This window comes from Streptomyces sp. x-19 (assembly GCF_046549115.1).
In the GTDB taxonomy this organism is placed as follows: domain Bacteria; phylum Actinomycetota; class Actinomycetes; order Streptomycetales; family Streptomycetaceae; genus Streptomyces; species Streptomyces albulus_C.
On sequence record NZ_JAJPWK010000016.1, the window covers coordinates 98,231 to 116,581 of the forward strand.

The 18,351-nt window shown below is 74.5% G+C and carries 15 protein-coding genes; 10 read left to right on the plus strand and 5 right to left on the minus strand.

The window, feature by feature from the left end; genetic code table 11:
• Position 1: 1 nt before the first annotated feature.
• The 4 genes from ACLJT4_RS29175 to ACLJT4_RS29190 all read right to left on the minus strand — a co-directional run bounded on the left by ACLJT4_RS29175 (position 2) and on the right by ACLJT4_RS29190 (position 4,337).
• Positions 2–1,120 (minus strand): Ku protein, encoded by a 1,119-nt coding sequence (locus ACLJT4_RS29175; RefSeq protein WP_411126738.1) that lies wholly within the window; start codon positions 1,118–1,120, stop codon positions 2–4.
• A 177-nt stretch (positions 1,121–1,297) separates the two neighbouring features.
• Positions 1,298–3,721 (minus strand): phosphoketolase, encoded by a 2,424-nt coding sequence (locus tag ACLJT4_RS29180; RefSeq protein WP_411126740.1) that lies wholly within the window; start codon positions 3,719–3,721, stop codon positions 1,298–1,300.
• Positions 3,722–3,761: 40 nt separating this feature from the next.
• Positions 3,762–4,019: a DUF5133 domain-containing protein gene (locus ACLJT4_RS29185; protein WP_411126742.1), complete on the minus strand. Its 258-nt coding sequence runs from the start codon at positions 4,017–4,019 to the stop codon at positions 3,762–3,764.
• 123 nt (positions 4,020–4,142) lie between these two features.
• Entirely contained in the window at positions 4,143–4,337 is a 195-nt protein-coding gene (locus tag ACLJT4_RS29190) for a hypothetical protein (RefSeq protein WP_233659638.1), read from the minus strand.
• Positions 4,338–4,443: 106 nt separating this feature from the next.
• Between ACLJT4_RS29190 and ACLJT4_RS29195 the strand changes: the two genes are divergently transcribed.
• The 7 genes from ACLJT4_RS29195 to ACLJT4_RS29225 all read left to right on the plus strand — a co-directional run bounded on the left by ACLJT4_RS29195 (position 4,444) and on the right by ACLJT4_RS29225 (position 12,430).
• A complete protein-coding gene (locus ACLJT4_RS29195) occupies positions 4,444–5,223 on the plus strand; it encodes a class I SAM-dependent methyltransferase (protein ID WP_411126744.1) in 780 nt (259 codons plus the stop codon).
• Between the two features lie 126 nt (positions 5,224–5,349).
• Complete coding sequence (locus ACLJT4_RS29200) at positions 5,350–6,525, plus strand: FAD-dependent oxidoreductase (protein ID WP_411126746.1); 1,176 nt, start codon at positions 5,350–5,352, stop codon at positions 6,523–6,525.
• 125 nt (positions 6,526–6,650) lie between these two features.
• Positions 6,651–7,415, plus strand: a complete 765-nt coding sequence (locus ACLJT4_RS29205; protein WP_411126748.1) for a VOC family protein — start codon at positions 6,651–6,653, stop codon at positions 7,413–7,415.
• A 186-nt stretch (positions 7,416–7,601) separates the two neighbouring features.
• Positions 7,602–8,054: an SH3 domain-containing protein gene (locus tag ACLJT4_RS29210; RefSeq protein WP_411126750.1), complete on the plus strand. Its 453-nt coding sequence runs from the start codon at positions 7,602–7,604 to the stop codon at positions 8,052–8,054.
• A gap of 222 nt (positions 8,055–8,276) precedes the next feature.
• Positions 8,277–9,476, plus strand: coding sequence for an acyl-CoA dehydrogenase family protein (locus tag ACLJT4_RS29215; protein ID WP_016573817.1), 1,200 nt, complete (start codon positions 8,277–8,279; stop codon positions 9,474–9,476).
• Positions 9,477–9,500: 24 nt separating this feature from the next.
• Positions 9,501–10,415: an oxygenase MpaB family protein gene (locus ACLJT4_RS29220; RefSeq protein ID WP_411126752.1), complete on the plus strand. Its 915-nt coding sequence runs from the start codon at positions 9,501–9,503 to the stop codon at positions 10,413–10,415.
• Positions 10,416–10,441: 26 nt separating this feature from the next.
• A complete protein-coding gene (locus ACLJT4_RS29225; protein ID WP_411126754.1) occupies positions 10,442–12,430 on the plus strand; it encodes a protein kinase domain-containing protein in 1,989 nt (662 codons plus the stop codon).
• Positions 12,431–12,452: 22 nt separating this feature from the next.
• Here the strand turns inward: ACLJT4_RS29225 and ACLJT4_RS29230 are convergent, their stop codons facing one another.
• The gene (locus tag ACLJT4_RS29230) at positions 12,453–13,757 is read right to left on the minus strand and encodes a glycoside hydrolase family 27 protein (RefSeq protein ID WP_411126756.1); all 1,305 of its coding nucleotides are present in this window, start codon (positions 13,755–13,757) and stop codon (positions 12,453–12,455) included.
• Positions 13,758–13,952: 195 nt separating this feature from the next.
• Here ACLJT4_RS29230 and ACLJT4_RS29235 point away from each other — a divergent pair, with 195 nt between their 5' ends.
• From ACLJT4_RS29235 to ACLJT4_RS29245, 3 genes are all read left to right on the plus strand, one after another.
• Positions 13,953–15,524: a phytoene desaturase family protein gene (locus tag ACLJT4_RS29235; RefSeq protein ID WP_411126758.1), complete on the plus strand. Its 1,572-nt coding sequence runs from the start codon at positions 13,953–13,955 to the stop codon at positions 15,522–15,524.
• A 100-nt stretch (positions 15,525–15,624) separates the two neighbouring features.
• Positions 15,625–16,728, plus strand: a complete 1,104-nt coding sequence (locus tag ACLJT4_RS29240; RefSeq protein WP_411126760.1) for an NAD(P)H-dependent flavin oxidoreductase — start codon at positions 15,625–15,627, stop codon at positions 16,726–16,728.
• 36 nt (positions 16,729–16,764) lie between these two features.
• The gene (locus ACLJT4_RS29245) at positions 16,765–18,315 is read left to right on the plus strand and encodes an acyl-CoA synthetase (RefSeq protein ID WP_411126762.1); all 1,551 of its coding nucleotides are present in this window, start codon (positions 16,765–16,767) and stop codon (positions 18,313–18,315) included.
• The last annotated feature ends 36 nt before the right edge of the window (positions 18,316–18,351 follow it).

Consider the following 18,351-nt stretch of genomic DNA (forward strand, 5'->3'; position numbering starts at 1 on the left):
CTCAGCCCGCCTTCCGCCCGCGGCCGGTGGTCTGCTTGGCCGCGGCCTTCCCGCGCGCCGTCCCCGCGGTCTTCTCCGCACCCTTCCCGCTGCCCGTGGCCTTCGTGCCGGTGCCCTTCGTGCCGGTGCGCTTGGCCGCCGTGGACTTCTTCGCCGCCGTCCCGCCCTTCGTGGTGCCGGCCGCGGTCCGTTTCGCGGGCTGCCGCTCGGCGGTCTTCCGGGCCGCGGTGGACTTCCGGGGCGCGGTCTTCGTCGCCGTGCGGCCGGCCGGCCGCGCCCCGCCGCCCGATCCGGCCGTGCCGTCGGCGCCCTGCGTCCCCCGCGTCCCCTCGGTCTCGCCGCGGGCCCGCTGTGCCGCCCGCACGCTGTCCTGAAGCGCCGCCATCAGGTCGTGCACCTGTCCCGCCGGCCGCTCCTCGCCCGCCTCGAACGCCGGCTCGCGGTGTGCGAGCTTGGCCGCCACGATCTCCTCCAGGGCCTCGCGGTAGTGGTCGTGCACGTCGTCCTCGGACAGCTCGCCGAAGGAGTCCATCAGCGTCTCGGCGGCCCGCACCTCGTTGGCGGCGACCTTCACCTCCCCTTCCGGGAGGACGCCGGTCATCGGGCGGATCTGGTGCGGCCACAGCAGGACCTGCATCACCAGCACGTCCGCCACCGGCCGGATCATCGCCAGGGTCTCCCGGCCGTGCAGGGCGATCTTGCCCAGCCCCACCCGTTGGTGCCGCTCCATCGTGTCCCGCAGCAGGGCGTACGGCTTCGCCGCCGCCGGCCCGTCGGCGCCCAGGTAGTAGCCCTTGCCCATCTGGAGCGGATCGATGTCGCCGCCCGCCACGAAGGCCAGGATGGTGAGGGTCTTGGCGGTCGGCAGCGGCAGCGCGTCCAGGTCGTCGTCGGTCAGCGGGACGACGGCGTCGTCGTCGGTGCGGTAGCCGCGGCCGATCTCGTCGGGGGAGACCTCGGTGCCTTCGAGGGAGCAGACGGGCTGGTTGCGCACCCGTCCGCCGTCGGCCGTGTGGATCCGCACGAAGCTGACCGCGGCGGTGGGGTCGGTGGCGTTGTAGGCGGCCACCGGGATCGTGACCAGGCCGAAGCTGAGGGAGAACTTCGCGGTGGGGCGCATGGGGGAGCCGCCTTCGTGGTGCGGTTCGGTGCCGTTCCATGCTAGGAGGACGGCGCGCCGGCCACCTCCCGAGCCGGTCCGCACGGGCCGTGCCGGCGGCCGGCACCGGCGACCGCGCACCCGACCTGACGTCACGTCACCTGCGGAGCGGGTGCCCGAACGGGGTGCCGGTGGCGCTCACCCGCCGGTCCAGGTCCATTCCGCGACCTCCGGCAGGTCCGTGCCGTGCTCCCGGATCCAGGCGTGGTGGCGGATCCGGGCGTCCGTCATCGCCTGCCGCAGCGCCACCGCGCGCACGCCCAGCCCCGGCACCCGGTCCACCGCGTCCAGCACCAGCCGGAACCGGTCGAGGTCGTTGCGGACGACCATGTCGAACGGCGTCGTGGTGGTGCCCTCCTCCTTGTAGCCGTGCACGTGCAGGTGCTGGTGGCCGGCGCGGCGGTAGCAGAGCCGGTGGATCAGCCAGGGATAGCCGTGGTACGCGAAGATGATCGGCTTGTCCCGGGTGAACAGGGCGTCGAACTCGGAGTCCGGCATTCCGTGCGGATGGACCTCGGCGGGCAGCAGCCGGGCGAGGTCGACGACGTTGACCACCCGCACCGCGAGCTCCGGCAGGTGGTGTCGCAGCAGGTCGGCGGCGGCCAGCGTCTCCTGGGTGGGCACGTCCCCCGCGCAGGCCAGCACCACGTCCGGTGCGCGCTCGCCGGTCTCGGTGCCCGCCCACTCCCAGGCGCCGGCGCCGCGGGCGCAGTGCATCCGGGCCTGGTCCAGGGTGAGCCAGTCGAAGCAGGGTTGCTTGCCGGCGACGATCACGTTGACGTGGTCGCGGCTGCGCAGCGCGTGGTCGGCCACGGTCAGCAGGGTGTTGGCGTCCGGCGGGAGGTAGACCCGGACGACCTCGGGGCTCTTGTTGAGGACGTGGTCGACGAAGCCCGGGTCCTGGTGCGAGAAGCCGTTGTGGTCCTGCCGCCAGACGTGCGAGGTGAGCAGGTAGTTGAGGGAGGCGACCGGCCGCCGCCAGGGCAGTTGGCGCGCGGTCTTCAACCACTTGATGTGCTGGTTGACCATCGAGTCCACGATGTGCGCGAACGCCTCATAGCTGGCGAACAGCCCGTGCCGCCCGGTGAGCAGGTAGCCCTCCAGCCACCCCTGGCAGAGGTGTTCGGAGAGCACCTCCATCACCCGGCCGTCGCGGGCCAGGTGCTCGTCGGTGGGGAGCGTGGCGGCCTGCCACGCCTTGCCGGTGGCCTCGTAGACGGCGTCCAGCCGGTTCGAGGCGGTCTCGTCCGGGCCGACGAGCCGGAAGTCGCGGCGCTCGGCCGTCGCCGTCATGACGTCGGCCAACAGCCCGCCGAGCACCCGGGTCGGTTCGTGCAGCACGGTGCCGGGCTTGTCGACCTCGACCGCGTGCCGCTGGAGCGGTGGCAGCGGCAGGTCGCGCAGCAGCAGCCCGCCGTTGGCGTGCGGCGAGGCACCCAGCCGCCGCCGGTCCTGGGGCACGCACGTCAACACCTGCGGGCGCGGCCGCCCCGCCTCGTCGAACAGCTCCTCCGGACGGTACGAGCGCATCCATCGCTCCAGCTCGTGCCGGTGGTCGGCGTGTTCGCGGACCCCGGGGAGGGGGACCTGGTGGGCGCGCCAGGTGCCCTCGACGGGGTGCCCGTCCACCTCGCGCGGACCGGTCCAGCCCTTGGGGGTGCGCAGCACGATCGCCGGCCAGTGCGGGCGTCGGGCGTCGCCGTCGGCGCGGGCCCGGCGGTGGATCGCCGCGATCCGGTCCAGCGCCCGGTCCATGGCCGCGGCCAGCGCCTGGTGCACCGCCGCCGGGTCGTCGCCGGTGACGTGCAGCGGCTCGTGTCCGTAGCCGCGCAGCAGCGCGTCGAGTTCGTCCTCGGGGATGCGGGCCAGCACCGTCGGATTGGCGATCTTGTAGCCGTTGAGGTGGAGGATCGGCAGCACCGCCCCGTCGTGCACCGGGTCCAGGAACTTGGTGGCGTGCCAGGACGCGGCGAGCGGCCCGGTCTCCGCCTCGCCGTCGCCGATCACGCAGGCGACCAGCAGCTCCGGGTTGTCGAAGGCCGCCCCGTAGGCGTGGGTGAGGGAGTAGCCCAGTTCGCCGCCCTCGTGGACGGAGCCCGGGGTCTCGGGCGCGACGTGGCTGGGCACCCCGCCCGGGAACGAGAACTGCCGGAACAGCTCCGCCATCCCGGCCCGGTCCCGGGTCACGTCCGGGTACGTCTCGGTGTACGTGCCGTCCAGCCAGGAGTTGGCCAGCACCGCCGGGCCGCCGTGCCCCGGCCCCCAGACGCACAGCGCGTCCAGGTCGCGGGCCTTGATCACCCGGTTGAGGTGGGTGTGCACGAGGTTCAGGCCGGGTGAGGTGCCCCAGTGGCCGAGCAGCCGGGGCTTGATGTGCTCCGGACGCAGCGGCTCGGTCAGCAGCGGATTGGCCATCAGGTAGATCTGCCCGACGGCGAGGTAGTTGGCGGCCCGCCAGTGCGCGTCGAGGGCGCTCAGCTCGGCCGCGTCGAGCGGAGCGGCCGCGTCCGCCGCGCCGGCCGCCGAGGGGGCCGTGGTCGTCCGGGCCCGGGTGTGTGCCACAGTCAGCTCCTCATGTCGCGCGGTGCCGCCGCGGAGCGGGCTAGCCGTTGCGCCGGTCGGCGGTCCGCGGCACGGTCCGGCCGGCCGCCAGGTAGCGCTCCGCCTCGATGATCGCCTCGTGGACGGTGCGCCGGCCCATCAGCACGCACAGCGTGTAGGCCAGGTCCTCCAACTGGCGGCGGGCCGCCGGATCGTGCGGATCGGCGAGCACCACGCGTTCCCAGACGCGGTAGCGCCGCAGCAGGTCGACGAGCACGGACTTGTCCGGCAGCAGCATGTCGTCTTCTTCTCCCGACATCGGTCCGGCGTCCCCGAGGCGGCCGACGGCCGTGGCCGGGCGCGGCCGGGCACGGGTCGTTCCCACCTTGCGCCGGGCGCGCGGCGGCTGCAACCGGACGGTCCGTCGGCGGCCGGGCTGCGCTCAGTCGGGCGGCTCGGGCGGTTCGGGGTGCTCGTCGGGGCGGTTGCCGGGCGGTTCCTCAGGCGGCTCCCCGGCCGGCTCCTCGGGCTCCGTCGCCGGCTCCCGCTCGGGGTCCGGCGTCCCCGGGTCGCGCGGTACCGGGTGGGGCGTGCTGGGTACGGGCCCCGGCCCGTCACCCGTCGTTCCTCCGGCCATGCTCGTGGACCTCCTCCTGGTGATTCCATCCTGCGCCGGTCCGCTGCCCGCCGCCCCTTTGCTCAAACCCCCGCCCGCGCCACCCCGCCGTTGATACGTTCAGGTCGTGAACGTACGTGCGGACGACGGCAGCGCCGGGGACGTCGACTACGGCGCGATCGGTGCGGGATACGCCGACCACCGCCGGCCCGACCCCCGCATCGCGGCCCTGATCCACCAGGCCCTCGGCACCGCCCGCACGGTCGTGAACGTCGGGGCGGGCGCCGGCTCCTACGAAGCGGTCTCGCTCGACGTCACCGCCGTCGAGCCCTCCGCGGCGATGCGGGCCCAGCGGCCGCCGCACCTCGCCCCGGCGATCGACGCGGTCGCCGAGCGGCTCCCCTTCGCCGACGACTCCTTCGACGCCGCGATGACCACGTTCAGCGTCCACCAGTGGAGCGACCCGGCGGCCGGGCTGCGCGAGCTGCGCCGGGTGGCGACCGGCCCGGTCGTGGTGCTGACCTGCGATCCGCAGCGGGTGCGGGACTTCTGGCTCCACGACTACTGCCCCGAGGTGCTGGACACCGAGGCCCGCCGCTACCCCGAGGTCGACGCACTGACCGCCGCTCTCGGCGGCACGGTGCGTGTGACGCCGGTCCCGATCCCCCTGGACTGTTCCGACGGCTTCAACGAGGCGTACTACGGGCGCCCCGAGCGCCTCCTCGACCCCGCCGCCCGCCAGGCGTGCTCGGCCTGGAGCTTCGTCGACGCGCCGGTGCGGGACCGCTTCGCCGACGCCCTGCGCCGCGACCTCGCCGACGGCACCTGGGACGCCCGACACGGCGCGCTGCGCGAACGCCCCTCGCTGGAGGGCTCGTTGGTGCTGCTGCGGGCCCTGCCGGCGTGATCCCGGTCGGTCCGGCGCCCGGCACCGATCGCGCGGGCGGGCCCGCTGTGCTCCGCTGGTAGGCAGGACGGTCCCGCTCGTACGGGACGGGCCGCGGACCGAGCACCAGCCGAGGAGCGCCGTGCCATGCCCGCCACCGCCTTCCGCATCGCGATCATCGGGGCCGGCCCCGGCGGGCTGGTCTGCGCCGGGATCCTCCAGCGGTACGGGGTGCCGGTGACCGTCTTCGAACGGGACCCGGGCCCGACGCGGGGCGGGCCGGGCGGCCCCGTCACCCTGCGCGCGGCGACCGGGCTGGCGGCGTTGCGGGTGGCGGGGCTGGAACGGGCGTTCCGCGCCGCGGCCCGGCCCGCCGGGCAGGAGGTCCGGCTGCTCGACCGCACCGGCGCCGTGCTCCACCGGGACCTCCCGGCGCCGGGCCCGGAAGCGGACCGCCCCGAGATCGACCGGAGCGCGCTGCGCCGCCTGCTGGTGGCGGCGCTCGCGCCGGGCACCGTTCACTGGGCCAGCCACCTGCGGACGCTGCACCCGTGCGGCGGCGGCCGCCACCGGGCGGTCTTCGACGACGGCGGGACGGCCGCCTTCGACCTGGTCGTCGGCGCCGACGGCACCTGGTCCCGGGTCCGCCCGCTGCTGTCCGACGCCGAGCCCCACTACTGCGGCGTCACGTTCGTCGAGGCCGGCCTCGACGACGTCGACACCCGGCACCCGCGGTCGGCCCGGCTGGTCGGTCGCGGCACCATGATGGCGCTGTCCGGGAGCCGGGGCCTGCTCGCCCGCCGCGACGGCCGCGGCCGGATCCGGCTCTACGCGGCCTTCCGGGGTTCCCAGGACTGGGCGCTCGGGGCCGGGGTGCGCACCACCGACACCGCGGCGGTCCGGGCCGCCCTGCTGGCCGGGTTCGCGGGCTGGCACGAAAGCCTGCTGGCGCTGCTCAGGGAGAGCGACGGCGGGTTCGCGAGCCACCCGCTGTTCGCGCTGCCGGTGCCGCACGTCTGGCCGCACACCCCGGGCCTGACGCTGCTCGGCGACGCCGCGCACCTGATGGCGCCGCTCTCCGGCCCGGGCGTCGACCTGGCGCTGGCGGACGGCTGCGCGCTGGCCCGGAACCTCGTCGAGGCGCACACCTGGCAGACCGACCCCGACCGGGCGGTGCGCGCGTACGAGGCGGCGCTCTTCCCCCGCGCGACCACGGCCGCCCGGGCCGCCGCGCGCGACCTGGCCGCCGCCCTCCCGCCGGACGCCCCGCGCCGCTCCCACCGCCCGTTCCGCCGTCGGGAACCGCACCCGCACCTGCCCTGACCCGCGCCGCCGCGCCGGGTTGCGGGCCCGCACCGCCCGTCGCACGATCGGCAGCACGGGAGCCGGGGGCGGCGCGGTCCGGTGCGCCGCCCGGCCGGCCGTGGCGCCGAGGGACGGAGCAGCGCGTGAAGATCACCGAGCCGACGCCCGGTGCGCCGTGTTGGGTCGAGTTGGGCACCTCGGACGTGGCCGCCGCCGCGATCTACTACCGCGAGGTCTTCGGATGGCACCCGGCGACCGAACCGCGGGCCGGGGCCGGCGGTTACACGATCTTCTCGGCGGGTGACGCCAGGGTCGCCGCGGCGACCCCGCTCTACGCGGCGGGCCAGCCGACGGCCTGGACCGTCACCTTCGCCACTCGGGACGCGGAGGCGCTGGCCACGACCGTGTCCGAGGCCGGCGGCAGCGTGCTGGTGGACCCGCGGGACGTCTTCGACATGGGCCGGTTCGCGGTGTTCGCCGATCCGCAGGGCGCGGCTTTCGCGGTCTGGCAGGCCGGCTCGTTCGCCGGCGCGGAGCTGCTCAACGAGCCCGGTGCGCTCGGCTGGGTGGAGCTGGCCACCGGCGACCCCGAGACCGCGGTGGCCTTCTACTCCCGGATCTTCGGATGGTCCGTCAGGTCCCATGGCACGTACGCCCAGTGGGGGATCGAGGGCGCCGACTTCGGCGGGATGAGCACCGTGCAGGACCGCGACCGGGAGGACGTCCGGCCGCACTGGCTGCCGTACTTCGCGGTGGAGTCCGTCGACGGGACCGCGACGCGGGCCGCCGACTCCGGGGGCATGCTGCTGATGGCGCCGACCGACGTCCCGGACGGCCCGCGGATCGCCATGGTGCGCGATCCGCAGGGCGCCGTCTTCGGCATCCACCAGGCGGGTACGGAAGGCTGACCGCACGCACCGGCGCGCCGGGGAGCGGGTGATTTCCTTCGCCCACCGGCCCCACACGACGTCACACGATCGGCCGTGCAGTCGTCGTTTCACCACACTGTTTGGGGCCTTTGCGCGTAATGTCCGCATCGCACCGTTGGGTGGCACTGCGCGGCACGCATCGCGCGTCAAGAAATGGAGACCCCTATGTCCACGACCGACGTCCTCGTGGCCCGAGGCAAGAAGCTCGCAGCCGGTGCGGGCGCACTGACCACGGCCGTCGCCCTGGGGGCGACGCTGCTCGTAGCGGCTCCGGCACAGGCGGACCCGCAGCCCCAGCCCCAGATGCAGGCCAGCCCGGGCGACTCGTACGGCACCATCACCGCCGCCCGTGGGATGAACGAGCGCGAGTACCCGAGCACGGACTCCGCCTCGCAGGGGTACCTCCGCAACCGCGCCCGGGTCTACCTCGTCTGCAAGGTCCGCGCCCAGAACATCCGCGGCAACGAGGTCTGGTACCTGATCCGCGGGAGCCGGCGGAGCTGGATCTCGGCCAAGCACGTGTCGAACACCGGCTTCGTGAAGTACTGCAAGGACGGACAGCGCGAGCGCGAGCGCGACCGCGCCCGGGCGGGCGAGGCCGCCAAGCACGCCGGCTGAACCCGGCCGCCCGGCGCGGCGGTTTCCGGGTCGGGGCCCGGTGCGACACCCCTCCAGGGGCGCGCCGGGCCCTTCGGGTGTCCGGGCCGGAGCCGTCACCGCCCTTCCGTATTACTGGAACGCGTTCTACTGTGCCCCCGATCCCGGAATCCGACGGGCCGTCAGCACGCATGACGGCCGCCGGTGCCGGGACGAGTCGACCGGACGACTGGTGGAGGGGCCGTGCACCTGGACTACACCCCGGAACAGCAGCGGCTGCGCGCCGAACTGCGGGCGTACTTCGCCGCGTTGGTACCGGACAACGCCTATGCCCGGTACGCCGACCCGGCCGCCCAGAAGCGTTTCTACCGCGACACGGTGCGTCGGCTCGGGGCCGACGGCTGGCTGGGCGTCGGCTGGCCCACGGAGTACGGCGGGCGCGGGATGACGCCCATGGAACAGTTCATCTTCTTCGACGAGGCCGCCCAGGCCGGGGTGCCGCTGCCGCTGATGGCGCTGAACACCGTCGGCCCGACCCTCATGCAGTACGGCACCGACGAGCAGAAGGCGTACTTCCTGCCCCGGATCCTCTCCGGCGAGCTCGACTTCGCGATCGGCTACAGCGAACCGGACGCCGGCACCGACCTCGCCGCCCTGAAGACCCGCGCGGTGCGCGAGGGCGACGAGGAGAGCGGCCACTACGTCGTCAACGGCCAGAAGATCTGGACCACCAACGGCGACACCGCCGACTGGGTCTGGCTGGCGGTCCGCACCGGCCCCGTCGAAGAGGGCGTCCCACCCCACAAGGGCATCACCATGCTCCTGGTCCCCACCAGCGACCCCGGCTACTCCTGCACCCTGATCAACACCCTGGCGTCGCACGACACCACCGCCAGCTACTACGAGAACATCACCGTCCCCGCCACCCGCCGCGTGGGCCAGGAGAACAAGGGCTGGCGGATCATCACCAACCAGCTCAACCACGAACGGGTCACCCTCGCCGCCCACGGCACCATGGCCATCCGCGCCCTGCACGACGTCCAGCGCTGGGCCGCCGGCACCAAGCTCGCCGACGGCCGCCGGGTCATCGACCTGGGCTGGGTGCGCGGGCGGCTGGCCCGCACCCACACCAGACTGGACGCCATGAAGCTGCTGAACTGGCGGATGGTCGACGCGCTCCACCGCGGCACGCTCACCCCGCAGGACGCCTCGGCGGTCAAGGTCTACGGCTCCGAGGCCCGACGGGACGCCTACGCCTGGCTGATGGAGGTGGCCGGCGCGGCCGGACCGCTGACCGAGGGCTCGGCGGGCGCGGTGCTCCACGGCGAACTGGAACGCGGCTACCGCTCCTCGGTCATCTTCACCTTCGGCGGCGGCAACAACGAGATCCAGCGCGAGATCATCTCGTGGATCGGCCTCGGCATGCCCCGGGTACGGCGCTGACCGTCCAAAGGAGGCGCGACGGCGATGGCAGGCGATCCGGGGCTCTTCGGGCCCCGTTCGGTGACCTGGCAACTGCACGCCGACCCGATGATGTGGATCGCCGGCGTCCGGGCGCTCTACCTCCAGGCGCTGCATCCGCGCGCGGTGCGCGGCGTCCTACAGAACTCGGCCGCCTTCCGCCCGGACGCGCAGGGCCGGCGGGACGCCTGGGGACGGCTGATGCGCACCGCCGACTTCGTCGGCACCCTCAGCTACGGCTCCACCGACGCCGCCGAGCGCGCCGGCGCCGCGGTCCGCGGCCGCCACCGCCGGCTGACCGCCACCGACCCGGCCACCGGCGCGCGCTACCGGATCGATGAACCGGAGCTGCTGCGGTGGGTGCACTGCGCCGAGGTGGACTCCTACCTCCAGGTGCTGCGCCGCTCCGGCTACCCGCTGACCGACCGGCAGGCCGACCGCTACCTCGACGAACAGCGCACCAGCGCCCGGCTCGTCGGCCTCGACCCGGACACCGTCCCCGGCGACCGGGACGCGCTCGCCGCCTACTTCGAGCGGATCCGACCGGACCTCGCGGGCACCGACGAGGCCCACCAGGTCGACGCCTTCCTGCGCCGCCCACCGGTCCCGGACCCGTTGGTCCCGGCCCGCGCCCTGCTCTGGCGACCGGTGGCCGACCTGGCGTACGCGACCCTGCCCGGCTATGCGCACCGGCTGTACGGCCGCCCGGCGCCGCCGCCCGCCACCACCACCCGCCGGCTGCGCACCGCCGGCCGGCTGCTGCGGGCCGTACCGCCCGCGCTCCGCTGGCGGCTGCCGCCGCGGCACGTCCTGCGGGCGGTGGCCCGGCTCGGGCCCGCCGCGCGCCCGGGGACCTTCAAGCTCCGCGACTCCGCCGCCATACTGGACGGGCACGACACACAGGGGGATCCACGCGGCTGAACGCGGGAGCGGGGGCGGCGATCGGGATGGCGGAGCACAGGCTGATCCAGGGGCGGTACCGGCTGCTCGACACCATCGGGCGGGGCGGCATGGGGGAGGTGTGGCGGGCCCGGGACGAGGCGCTGGGCCGGTTGGTCGCCGTCAAGTGCCTCAAGCCGATGGGGCAGCGGCAGGAGCCGGGGTTCCACCGGGTGCTGCGCGAGCGGTTCCGCCGCGAGGCCCGGGTGGCCGCGGCGCTCCAGCATCGCGGGATCACCGTGGTGCACGATTTCGGGGAGGACCGCGGCATCCTCTTCCTCGTCATGGAACTGCTGACCGGCCGCAACCTCAGCCAGTTGTTGGACGACAACCGGCGCCAGCCGCTGCCCGTCCCGGACGTGATCGAGATCGCCGAACAGATCGCCGCGGCCCTCGCCTACACCCACGAACAGGCCGTGGTGCACCGCGATCTGAAACCGGCCAACATCGTCCGGACCACCGACGGCACGGTCAAGATCTGCGACTTCGGCATCGCCCGGCTCGGCCACGACATCGGCTTCACCGCCCGGCTCACCGGCACCGGCATCGCCATGGGCAGCCCGCACTACATGTCGCCGGAGCAGATCGGCGGCGGCACCGTCGACCACCGCAGCGACCTGTACTCCCTCGGCTGCGTGCTCTACGAGATCGCCACCGGCGCCCCGCCGTTCGCCCAGGGCGACGCCTGGGCGGTACTGGTCGGCCACCGCGACACCCCGCCCGAGCCGCCGCGCGCGGTCCGGCCCGACCTCCCCGAGGAGTACCAGCGGGTCGTCCTCGACCTGCTCGCCAAGGACCCGGACGACCGCCCGCGGGACGCCGACGAACTCGCCAAACGCCTCGCCGACGCCCGCCACCCCCGCGCCCACCGGGGCACCGGCCCGGCGCCGGAGGACCTGACGGTGCCCGCCCCACGACTGCCCGCCTGGACCCGCGGCCTGACCGCCGGTCCGCCGGCCGTCGGCGGCCGACCGCCCCGACGCGCCCCGGTGGACCGGGCCGTCGCGGTCCTCACCGACGTCTGGACCGGCCTCGGCGACCCGCTGCGCGGCGAGGCGTCCCCGGCCCTGGGTCCCGAACGGCCGGCTCCGTCGGGCGACCAGCACGCCCTGCTGGGCACGCTCGCCGTCCGGTTGACGCACGCCGACGCGCTGGCCCGGGCCGGCCGGCACTTCGAGGCCCAGGAAATCCTCGGCGAGGTGCTGGCCGGCCGGGAGCGGCTGCTCGGCCCCGACCACCCCGACACCCTCGTCTGCCGCCACCACCTCGTGGTGGGGCTCGGCCGGCTGGGCCGCCTGGAGGAGTGCCGGACCACCGCCCGCGAGGTCGCCGACGCCCGCGCCCGGGTGCTCGGCCCCCACCACCCCGACACCCTCGCCACCCGTTGGCAGCATGCCTTCGTCTCCGGGCAGTTGGGGCGGTGGCCGGAGGCGCTGACGGCCTATCAGGAGGTGGCCGCCGGGCGGGCCGCGGCGTTGGGCCCGGACCACCCGGACACCCTCGCCGCCCGCTACGAGACGGGCGTCGCCCTGGGCCGGTTGGGGCGCAGCGCGGAGGCGCTGGCCCAGTACCGCGACCTGGTGGCGTCCCGCGCCCGCGCCCAGGGCCCGGACGACCCCGAGACCCTGCGGGCCCGACACGGCCTGGGGGTCAACTACGGCCGCCTGGACCGCTGGCCGGAGGCGCTCGCCGAGGCCCACGGGGTCGCCGCCGCCCGGGCCCGGGTGCTCGGCGCCGACCATCCCGACACCCTGGCCAGCCGCCGGGAGGTCGCGGTGGCGCTGGGCCGGCTCGGCCGCTGGGCCGAGGCGCTGGACGCCTACCGCGACGTCGCCGACGCCCGCGCCCGCACGCTCGGTGCCGCCCACCTCGACGCGCTGGCCAGCCGCGGTGAACAGGCCCAGTGCCTGGCGCGGCTGGGCCGGACCGCCGAGGCGGACGCCCTCCACCGCCGGGTCGCGGCACTGCGCCAGGAGCGCGCCGCGCACCGGCGGTAGCGGGCCGCGGGCGGCCCGGGGATCAGCGCTCCGGACGGACCCGGTAGAGCACCGTGGCGTGCGGCGGGACGTCGCGGGCGATGAGCGTCCGGGCGGTCCGCACGGTCCGCCCGGTGACCAGGTCACGCAGCCGGTACGAGTGGGCCGTCGGCAGCCCGGCCGCGCCCGCGGAGATCGACAGCGTGCGGGTGGTGCTGCCCCCGTTGAACAGCGCGATTGCCCGGTCGCCGTTCCGCAGCGGCTTGGACAGTACCGCCGCGTCCCCGTCCTGCTGCACGATGTGGCCCTGGACGCCCAGCGGGTCCTGGTCGACCGCGATCACCTCGCGGTTCCCCAGGATCGCCAGCGCCTGAGGGGAGAGCTTCCCCAGGTCGGTGCTGGAGATCAGCGGCGCGGCCATCATCGCCCACAGCGACATCTGGCTCTGCATCTCGTGGCGGCCCAGCCCCGAGTCGCCGACCAGCAGGAAGTCGGGGTCGTTCCAGCGGCCGGGGCGCTGGAGGTCGGCGAGGTTGGCGTTGTAGCGGAAGTTGCCGGCGATCGAGGCCCACTTCGCGGCCGGGGTGCTCTGCTGCACCGCGATGTCCGCCCCGCCCCGCCACAGGTTGCCCAGTTGCGCGGACCACTCGATGACCCGGTGCCAGACCGCGTCCCCGGCGAACTGGAAGTAGGCGGGTGCGGAGATCGAGAAGGTGATCGGCCGCCCGGTCGCCCGGAGCGCGCGGCTCTGCTGCGCGTACAGGTCGTGGTACACCTGCTCCTTGGTCTGCCCCTTCGGCACCGGCACGTTGCAGCCGTCCGCCTTGAGGTAGTCCACTCCCCAGCTGGCGAAGAGCTTGGCGTCCTGCGCGAAGTGGCCGAAGCTGCCCGGGAACTTCCCGCAGGTCAGCGTGCCGACGTCCTCGTAGATGCCGAACTTCAGGCCCATCTTGTGGAGTTCCTGGCCGAGGTAGGCCATGCCGTGTGGGAACTTCGAGGTGTCCGTCACCAGCTCGCCCTGGGGGCCGCGCTGTTTGGTCATCCAGCAGTCGTCGACGGTGACGGTGCGGTACCCCTTGTGCGCCAGCCCGCTGCGGACCAGCGCCCGGGCGTTGTCCAGGACGACCTGCTCGTTGAGGCCGCCGCACTGGTAGTACGACCAGTTGTTCCAGCCCATCGGGGGCGTCGGCGCCAGGTTGGGGTAACCGGACGCGGCCCGGGTGGCGGGCGTGTGGGAGGGGTCGGCGGAGGCGGGGGTGGTGGCCGAGAGCAGCCCCGCCGAGCAGGCGGTGACGGCGGTGAGTCCGGCGAGGGTGCGGCCGATGCGGGATACCGACGGATGGGACACGGGTCACCTCACGTGGTAGGTGGGTCGGCCGGGACGAACGGCCGACGGGGCGGTTCCAGGGCGCGCACCGCGGGACGCTAGAAGTCAGCTGACGGTCGGTCAAGAAGCCGCACCGCCCGGAACAAACGATTCATTCCGCTGCCGCCGCGCGTTTCCTCCCTGGCGGCCACCGGCCCCCCGTGCTACTCAAGGGGCATGCCGGAACGGACTTCGTACGACGTCGTCATCGTCGGTGGCGGCCACAACGGGCTGGTGGCCGCCGCCTACCTCGCCCGCGCCGGGCGCACCGTGCTGCTGCTGGAGCGGTTGGACCACACCGGGGGCGCCGCCGTCTCCGCCCGCGCGTTCACCGGGATCGACGCCCGGCTGTCCCGCTACTCCTACCTCGTGAGCCTGCTGCCCCCGAAGATCGTCCGGGACCTCGGGCTGCGCTTCGCGGTCCGCAAGCGCACCGTCTCCTCGTACACCCCCACGGTGCGTGCCGGGCGCCCGACCGGCCTGCTGGTCGGCGCCGGAGCGGACCGCACCCGGGCCTCCTTCGCACAACTCACCGGATCCGCCCGGGAGTACGCCGCCTGGGAGGACTTCTACGGCACCACCCGCCGGCTCGCCGAACGGGTCTTCCCCACCCTCACCGAACCGCTCCCCACCCGCGCCGCGCTCCGCGCCCGGGTCGACGACGACGCCACCTGGCACGCCCTCTTCGAACGCCCCCTGGGCGAGACGATCGAGGCGGCCTTCCACGACGACCTGGTGCGCGGCGTGGTCCTCACCGACGGGCTGATCGGCACCTTCACCACCGCCCACGACCCGACGCTCCGGCAGAACCGCTGCTTCCTCTACCACGTGATCGGCGGCGGCACCGGCGACTGGGACGTCCCGCTCGGCGGGATGGGCGCCCTGACCGACGCGCTCGCCGACGCCGCCCGCCGGGCCGGTGTCGAACTCGTCACCGATTGCCCGGTCACCGCCCTCGCCACCGACGGCCGCACCGCGGAGGTCACCACGGAGGGGCACGGCACGGTCGCCGCCCGCCACGTGCTGGTCAACGCCGCGCCCCGCGAACTCGCCCGGCTGCTCGGCGATCCCGCCCCGCCGCCCGCCGAGGGCGCCCAGCTGAAGGTGAACATGCTGCTCACCCGGCTGCCCCGGCTCCGTGACCCGCGCACCGACCCGCGCGAGGCGTTCTCCGGCACCTTCCATGTCGCCGAGGGGTACGCCCAGTTGGAGACCGCCCACCGGGAGGCCGCGGCCGGCCGGCTGCCGAGCTCGCCCCCGTCGGAGATCTACTGCCACTCGCTGACCGACCCCTCGATCCTGGGCGCCGACCTGGTCCGCCGGGGCTACCACACCCTCACCCTCTTCGGGCTGCACGCCCCCGCCCGGCTGTTCGCCACCGACACCGCCGAGGAGCCGGCCACCCGGGACCGGCTGCTGGCCGCCACCCTCGCCCAGCTGGACGCCCACCTCGCCGAACCGCTCGCCGACTGCCTGGCCGAGGACGCCGACGGCCGCCCCTGCGTCGAGGCCCGCAGCCCCCTCGACCTCGACCGCGAACTGGGCCTGCTGGGCGGCAACATCTTCCACCGCGAGCTGGCCTTCCCGTACGCCGAGGACACCGCCGACCTCGCCACCGCCGCCGCCCGCTGGGGCGTCGCCACCGACCACGCCAACGTCCTGCTGTGCGGCGCGGGCGCGCTGCGTGGCGGCGGGGTGAGCGGCATCCCCGGCCACAACGCGGCGATGGCCGTCCTGGAAGAGGGCTGAGGACGGGGCTCGCCGGGCGAGCGGCGGCCCGGCGACCAGTTTCTGACGTAGCATCAGAAAATCTCTTCCCTCGTACGACGCGCTACGGCATCCTGCGCCCATGCAGACGGAGCTGAGCAACGCGCTGGGAGTCGAACACGCCGTCTTCGGGTTCACGCCCTTCCCCGCGGTCGCCGCGGCGATCACCAGGGCCGGCGGCTTCGGCGTGCTCGGCGCGGTCCGCTACACCGCACCCGGCGAACTGGCCCGGGACCTCGACTGGATGCAGGAACACACCGACCAACTGCCCTACGGCCTCGACGTCGTGATGCCCGCCACGAAGGTGGAAGGGGTCACCGAGGCCGACGTCGAGGCGATGATCCCCGAGGAGCACCGCCGCTACGTCGAAGGGCTCCTGGACACCTACGACGTGCCGCCGCTCGCCGCCGGCGAGGCGTCCGGCTGGCGGATCACCGGCTGGATGGAGCAGGTCGCCCGCAGCCAACTCGACGTGGCCTTCGACTACCCGATCAAACTGCTCGCCAACGCCCTCGGCTCCCCGCCGCCCGACGTCATCGCCCGCGCCCACGACCACGGCGTCCGGGTCGCAGCCCTGGCCGGCAGCCCGCGCCACGCGCTGCACCACAAGGCCGCCGGCATCGACGTCGTCGTCGCCCAGGGGTACGAGGCCGGCGGCCACACCGGGGAGATCGCCACCATGGTGCTCACCCCGGAAGTGGTGGCCGCCGTCGATCCGTTGCCGGTGCTCGCCGCCGGCGGGATCGGCACCGGCGAGCAGATCGCGGCCGGGCTCGCCCTGGGCGCCCAGGGCGTCTGGCTCGGCTCGATCTGGCTCACCACCGAGGAGGCCGACCTGCACTCCCGGCGGCTGACCGCCAAACTCCTGGCCGCCGGCCCCGGCGACACCGTCCGCTCCCGCGCCCTGACCGGCAAGCCCGCCCGCCAACTGCGCACCGCCTGGACCGACGCCTGGGACGACCCCGACGGTCCCGGCCCCCTCCCGATGCCGCTCCAGGGCCTGCTGGTCGCCGAGGCCAACTCCCGCATCCAGCGGCACGAGGTCGAGCCGCTGCTCGGCACCCCGGTCGGCCAGATCGTCGGCCGGATGACCAGCGAACGCAGCGTCCAGGCCGTCTTCGACGACCTCACCCGCGGCTTCGAGCGGGCCATCGACCGGATCAACCGCATCGCCGGCCGCGCCTGACCCGCCGATCCGCCACCGCCTGAGGAGGAACCGACCATGACCGACACCCCCAACGGCTTCTGGGCCCAGGCCACCGCCGACCCCGGCCGGACGGTCCTGATCGCCCCGGACGGCGAGGAGTGGACCGCCGGCCGCCTGCACGCCGCCACCAACCGGCTGGTCCACGGCCTGCGCGCGGCCGGGCTGGAACGGGGCGACGCCTTCGCCGTCGTCCTCCCCAACGGCGTGGAGTTCTTCACCGCCTACCTCGCCGCCTCCCAGGCCGGCCTCTACCTCGTGCCCGTCAACCACCACCTGGTCGGGCCGGAGATCGCCTGGATCGTCGCCGACTCCGGGGCCAAGGTGCTCATCGCCCACGAGCGGTTCGGCGACGCGGCCCGGCAGGCCGCCGACGAGGCGGGCCTGGCATCCGAACGGCGCTACGCCGTCGGCACCGTCGCCGGCTTCCGCCCCTACGGCGAACTCCTCGACGACCAGCCGGAGTCCGCGCCGGAGGACCGGACGCTGGGCTGGGTGATGAACTACACCTCCGGCACCACCGGCCGCCCCCGCGGCATCCGCCGCCCGCTGCCCGGCAAGCCCCCCGAGGAGACCCACCTCGGCGGCTTCCTCGGCATCTTCGGCATCCGACCGTTCGACGACAACGTCCACCTGGTCTGCTCGCCGCTCTACCACACCGCCGTGCTGCAGTTCGCCGGCGCCTCCCTGCACATCGGCCACCGCGTCGTCCTGATGGACAAGTGGACCCCTCAGGAGATGCTCCGCCTGATGGAGCGGCACCGCTGCACCCACACCCACATGGTCCCCACCCAGTTCCACCGGCTCCTCGCCCTCCCCGAAGACGTCCGCGGCGGCTACGACGTCTCGGCGATGCGGCACGCCATCCACGGCGCCGCCCCCTGCCCCGACCACGTCAAACGCGCCATGATCGACTGGTGGGGCGGCTGCGTCGAGGAGTACTACGCGGCCAGCGAGGGCGGCGGCGCCTTCGCCACCGCCGAGGACTGGCTGAAGAAGCCCGGCACCGTCGGCCGGCCGTGGCCGATCAGCGAACTCGCGGTCTTCGACGACGACGGCGAGCGCCTGCCGCCCGGCCGGCTCGGCACCGTCTACATGAAGATGACCACCGGCGGCTTCAGCTACCACAAGGACGAGGACAAGACCCGCAAGAACCGCATCGGCGACTTCTTCACCGTCGGCGACCTCGGCTACCTCGACGAGGACGGCTACCTCTTCCTCCGCGACCGCAAGATCGACATGATCATCTCGGGCGGGGTCAACATCTACCCCGCCGAGATCGAGTCGGTGCTCCTCGCCCACCCCGCCGTCGCCGACGCCGCAGCCTTCGGCATCCCGCACGACGACTGGGGCGAGGAGGTCAAGGCCGTCGTCGAACCCGCCGACGGCCACCGGCCCGGCCCCGAACTCGCCGCCGAGATCCTCGACCACTGCACCCGCCAACTGGCCGGCTACAAGCGCCCCCGCTCCGTCGACTTCACCACCGCCATGCCCCGCGACCCCAACGGCAAGCTCTACAAGCGCCGGCTGCGCGCCCCGTATTGGGAAGGACGGGAGCGCGCCGTGTGAGCGTCGGCGGCGTCCCGCACCCCACCCCCGAGGTGC